The sequence below is a fragment of the Ideonella sp. B508-1 genome (genome assembly GCF_000333615.1).
In the GTDB taxonomy this organism is placed as follows: domain Bacteria; phylum Pseudomonadota; class Gammaproteobacteria; order Burkholderiales; family Burkholderiaceae_C; genus Ideonella.
The window spans coordinates 1-5225 of the sequence record NZ_BADL01000192.1 but is presented as its reverse complement, the minus strand read 5'-3'; the positions used below and the strand labels follow the sequence as shown (position 1 = coordinate 5225).

Here is a 5225-nt window from a genome sequence, read left to right as displayed (position 1 = left end):
GTCGGTCTTCTCCTCCTCAAGCCTCCAGACTCGGACCCTATTTCTGCGGTCAAATGGCTGGCCATCGATGAACGCTGGCATCAGTGAGCCGCTTCGGTCGAAGTTGTGCTTGCCGTATGTAATCTGCAGGCGGTCTCCGTGCAGCGCTTCAAGTGCTCGGTGATAGCTGCCCTGCGCTTGCACCGAGTCTTCGCCATGCGTTGCGAAGTTCGCAAGCGCCCAGGCGGTGAAGAGGTGAACACACTCTAGGCGCTCGTTCTGATCGCGCTGCTGCAGAACCGACTCGATGAGCTTGACCAGGTCCAGCCACTTGTATGAGCTGCCGCGCAACCTGCCGTAGTACAGGTTGTAGCCGTCAACATAGACCCCTACCCTTGCCGCCGCCATTCTTCTTGTTCAGATGTGAAAAAGCCGCCCGGATGGAGCGGCTTTTCCGTCCCGTTCGAGAGCCAACTTAACGACACCGACCGGGATGAGTGGTAGCGATATATTGCACCACTCGCATTACATTGTCAATCACTCGCATTCATTCCCAATCATCACGAGACACGGCTCTTCACTGACTATTGCTTTCGACGCGCTAGCTTAGCCAGGTACTTCTCGATGAGTTCAGTGAGCTCAGGCAACGCGTCTTCCGTCAAAAGCCCCGGCTCGATGCTGATCGAACCGCCGCGCTTCGCGTTGAGCGAGACGCTGGCCACCTTCTTTCCCCCGATTTCAACCGCCACAGGAACAGGGGGGTTGTACGGTACAACTCCTTCCCCCGCTTCGGCTCCAGCCGGAGCGATCAACCGGTCGATGACCTCTTTGGCTGGCAGTTTCGGCGTCATCTTGCTGAGCCGCTGCGCGCGCGCGCGAACGATCACCGGATCACGTTCAAACGCATCCTTGAGCGGCTTCGCGAAGCGGTACTGGAGGTCCAAGGGCGAGGCAAAGGCATCGACGACCTCTTGGGGCAGTGACGCCAGGGCCAGCGCCTTGCCGACATTGCCCAGGTCTGCGCCCACTGCTTCTGCAAGACGTCGGTTCGAAGGGAACAAGCCTTCGTCGAGCGCGCGTCGGTACATCACGCCCTGCTCCCAGGGAGACAGGTCCTTGCGGGTCCGGTTCTCCCGATCCATCTCGACGAACAGACCGCGATCATCGACGCTGTCCACCAGTGCCAGAACCGGCAAGCCGAGCTCCAGGCATGCTTGGTAGCGACGGTGACCATAGACGATCTCGTACTCCGCGGGATCATCGCCAGTCACGGCCACTGGCCGGACCTTGACCGGCTGGACATTCCCCCCCGCGCTCGCGATTTCCTCCTTCAGCAGGCGGAAGTCCTCGGACTCGAAATGGCGGGAATCCCGATTAGCCCAGCGGCTGCGCCGGATCTTTGCCGGATCAATCAGCCTGGTCGCCTTCGCCCCCTCCCAGGCCTCCAGTTCATCACGCAACTCCGCAGCCCTCGACTCGATCTGCCCAAGCGCCTCGACCCGGGTCTTCAACGCTTCGTTTTCGCGCAAGAGCTCGGAACGCTGGTCATTGGCTTGGGACATCAGCAGGCCTGGCGCGGTCTTCGGGCGAGATGCCGAGGTCGCTGGGGCAGGGGAGGGGGTTGTACCGTACAACCCCCCGTCTTTTGCTCCGGGGCCGCTGCTGAATGCCGTGGGCGCAACGCCTGGGCAGCGAGCTGAAGTCGAGCGCCGCAACCTTGCTCTTTCAGTCGTGACGTGCCATCTTGGTCACCTCACTTCGTCTGTTCGATCTGCAGCGCCCAGACTGCCTCGATCTGCTGCTCGATCAGCTCGCACATCCGGTCGTACGCGTCGCGCGCTCGACCGAGCGTCTTCGAGTGCATCGAGCCTCGGGGCAAGTCGTACACCGTACCGAACTCTGCGGCCGCGGTTGCCGTGACAGAAGTCTTCGGGATCTCGATGGGCAGCACCTTTTCGCCATAGCCCTCGATGACCCACTGCCGGACCACCCCGGAAGCAGCGTCCGATGCCTCAACGCGCGACAGCAGCACGTCGATGAACTCGAAGACCTTGTCTCGGCCGCGGCTTCGGACCAGCTCGTTGCAGAGGTCCGAGAAGAGGTCCCAGAACTGCGCGCTCGATGCGAAGTCCAGCGCGGAGGGAGGTAGGGGCATCAGCACCCCATCCGCTGCCATCAGGGCATTGATCGTGACGTAGCTCAGAGCCGGCGGCGTGTCGATCACAATCACGTCGTACTGCTCGCGCAGCGCATCCAGTCCACGGTCCAGCGTTAGCCAGAACTCGAAGCCCGGATCCCGCGTCTGGCGGGCCGGAAGCGCGAACTCAGCGCCGAAGAGGAGGGGGGCGGCACAGACCAGGTCAATGCCAGGCCAGTACGTGCTACGGACAGCGTACCGCAGGTCTTCGTGCTCGCCGGCGAACATCGGCATTGCTGTGTGCTCGGCCTCCACCTCGGCGTCCGGCAACACGCCAAACAGCGTTGTTGCCGACCCCTGAGGGTCGAGATCGACGACCAGCACCTTGTGACCGCGCATCGCAAGGCCTTGGGCTAGAGTCACCGCGGAGGTCGTCTTGGCTACCCCGCCCTTGAAGTTGCTGACCGTGATCGTCACCGCAATGGCACCAGCCGGGCGCATGTGATCAGAGCGCAGCGCAGAGACCACTTCACGAGCTTCCGCCATCACCCATTCACGTCGATTGCCAACGAGCTCTCCCTCAGGTAAGTCATCGCGCTTCAACCGGTAGTTGAGTGATGACTTCTCGATGCCGGCAATCGAGCAAAGCTCCGCGGCCGTCAACGTTGGAGCGGACTTTTTCGCTTCCGGGCGGAGCATCGCCGCGCGGATGTGACTCATCATCGCTGCAACGCGCGACGCCTGCGCTTCGATGTCCGCCAGCGCCGCGCGCCTGATTGGCTGCCTCAGTTCCATGTCGCTCGTCCTTGACCTGATCGTTCAACTGTGTGCGATTCTACGCCGATGCTCAGAAAAATCGAACATAGCGCGATGCAGCAAACATTGTCTGAACTTTCGCGTGACTTGGGGCAGCAGCGCGTCTCAGAGCTGTTGTGCCTGGCCGCATCGTCTGATGTGGGTCAGCCTCGGCCGTCTTTGGGCTGTTTCAGGGCTGTTCTGCCCTTTTTCTAATCAGTTGGTCTATCTATCTCCCTATCATCATTTAAGTAATTCAATAGATTTAGGGTCTGTGGACAAGTCAAGAACTCATTTTTAATCAATGGCTTACGATGGGAATTCTCGAAGTTCCGTCCATACTTTTACCGGTTCCGTCCATGTTCTTACCGGTTCTGTCCACGCCTTTACCGCCCTCAGTCCATGTTCTTACCGCCTGCCGCAGCGTATGAGATATCTTGTACGCGAGCGTCATTGGCTGTGGATAACTGCCCCCAGAGCAGAAGCATTGGACCCCTCGTGCACTGTTCGATCCGCGCTAGACGGCAGGGATCGTGGCGTCCCGTCCACGGTTTTACCGGCATTCTGGAGTACGAAAATCCGTTTTCGTTGAAGGCTACAGAAAAAACGCATAATTGCGTCATAAACGAGGAAGACGGCAGCGCGGGATGAGCACAGACGACATGAGTGTTGACGGGGCACATGGAAAGATGGGGCTGGAGCCATTGCGCAAGCCCACCGAGATGCTGGTCATGATCCCGCGCACTCAAAAGATCACCCTGATTGGACGGAAGCTCTACAACGCGATGCTTCAGAGTGCACAGCAGCGGCTCTCGACATTGCGTGAGATGCCGCCGGCGGACTACATGTTCGAAGCTCCCCTGGGGGAGGTGCTCACCGCCGCGGGGCCATCAGCTGACGCGCGTACCGTTGCGAAGAAGTATCTGCAAGAGATGCGGGGCCTACTCGTGGACTGGGAGTCAAACGACCCCGGGGGACGGCGTGAAGTGGCGTGGCTTCACAATGCTCAGTGAAGTTGCGATCGAAGTCCGGCAGGGGCAGAACTGGGTGCTCTGGTCGTACCCGCCGACCGTCATGCGAGCGCTGCAGGAGCCTGGGAGATGGGCGCGCTTGAACCTTGAGATCATCGCCCAACTTGGAACATATGCCTCGGTAGCGCTGTACGAAATCTGTGCTCGGTATCGTGACAACCCTTCTGGTGTTACGAATCGCCAACCGGTCCAGTGGTGGATTGATGCACTGAGCCCGCTGCCGGCCGGGACAGAGAAGCGGCCATGGCGAAAGTTCAAGTTCGATCGGATTCAACCCGCGATCGATGAGATCAATGCACAGACCGACATCGAGATCGAACTGATCGAACATAAGGATGGGCGAACTGCTTTGGCTGCCCAGTTTCAGGTTCGGAAGAAGCACCGACAGATTTCCCTTCCCATTGAGAAGTCAAAGATCGAGCCCGCTGACACTGTCCTCATCGCACGCGCCGAAGCGCTGAGCATCCGAGAAGCGAAGGTTGAAGACCTGATCCTGAAGTACGGCGATCAACTCGTGGCCGAGCAGCTCGACGAATTCGAGAAGCGCATCGAGCGCAAAGAACTTGGCCCGATCAACAGCCCTGCGGCGTACCTGCGCCAGATGTGTGCTGCGGCCGCAAATGCCGCGGCTGCAGAGCCGGAGGGGGCATCTCCTGCGGTACAGCCGGGACAGCTCGAGTTGCCTGCCGTGACCGTGGCTGCTGCAGAAGCGGATCGCATGAACGAGCGGTACGCGCAGCTGCGCGGGGAGATCGAGCAACTGAGCGATCCTGAACGTGCCGCGCTAGCCGCCGAGGCGGTGGCAGAGTTGCAGGGCAGGGGACTCTACAGCGCGGTCATCCGGCGGCGGGTCGAAGCGGGAGATTTCTTTTTCGGGCCGCTGCGCGTGACGATCTGCCGGATCTACGGCCAGCAGAGGTACGGTGACGCGTGGGCTGGAGGCCCTGATACGCAATGAGACGACTCCAACAGGCCGCCTTATTGCTGTCCATTGTGCTATCGCCGCAGCTTGCGCTTGCCTGGGGCGCGGTCGCTCACCGGGCAATTGCGGCAGAGGCCAACGCGCAGCTTTCACTCAAGGCCCGAGCCGAGGTGGACTCCTTGCTCGCCCTGGAGCCCGGCGCCACGTTGGCCAGCATCTCCACCTGGGCCGATGAGCACCGCTCGCCGGCCACGGCACCGGAACGCCTGAAAGCGCTCAAGTACCTTGTCCATCTGGTCGCCGACGTGCACCCGTAAGCTCCCCCACCAAGTAGACAGCTGAAACCAGAGAATGCGCCCAG

Annotated in this window: 5 protein-coding genes and 1 pseudogene; 3 read left to right on the top strand and 3 right to left on the bottom strand. The window is 60.6% G+C overall.

Translation table 11 applies throughout. The features are described 5' to 3' along the window. From I73_RS08615 to I73_RS08605, 3 genes and pseudogenes are all read right to left on the bottom strand, one after another. Positions 1–387, bottom strand: a pseudogene (locus I73_RS08615) (NYN domain-containing protein); the annotation flags it as partial. A 176-nt stretch (positions 388–563) separates the two neighbouring features. Continuing rightward, the gene (locus I73_RS26920) at positions 564–1541 is read right to left on the bottom strand and encodes a ParB/RepB/Spo0J family partition protein (protein WP_051049137.1); all 978 of its coding nucleotides are present in this window, start codon (positions 1539–1541) and stop codon (positions 564–566) included. Between the two features lie 191 nt (positions 1542–1732). Then, on the bottom strand, positions 1733–2911 hold the full coding sequence (locus tag I73_RS08605; RefSeq protein ID WP_022980237.1) for a ParA family protein: 1179 nt from the start codon (positions 2909–2911) through the stop codon (positions 1733–1735). 647 nt (positions 2912–3558) lie between these two features. Here I73_RS08605 and I73_RS08600 point away from each other — a divergent pair. The 3 genes from I73_RS08600 (at position 3559) to I73_RS33830 (ending at position 5181) form a co-directional block, all read left to right on the top strand. After that, positions 3559–3924 carry a hypothetical protein gene (locus I73_RS08600; protein WP_022980236.1) on the top strand — a complete coding sequence of 122 codons (366 nt, stop codon included), beginning with the start codon at positions 3559–3561 and terminating at the stop codon, positions 3922–3924. Positions 3925–4021: 97 nt separating this feature from the next. Continuing rightward, positions 4022–4900 (top strand): hypothetical protein, encoded by an 879-nt coding sequence (locus tag I73_RS08595; protein ID WP_374701950.1) that lies wholly within the window; start codon positions 4022–4024, stop codon positions 4898–4900. Positions 4901–5034: 134 nt separating this feature from the next. Then, complete coding sequence (locus I73_RS33830) at positions 5035–5181, top strand: hypothetical protein (RefSeq protein ID WP_234409451.1); 147 nt, start codon at positions 5035–5037, stop codon at positions 5179–5181. The last annotated feature ends 44 nt before the right edge of the window (positions 5182–5225 follow it).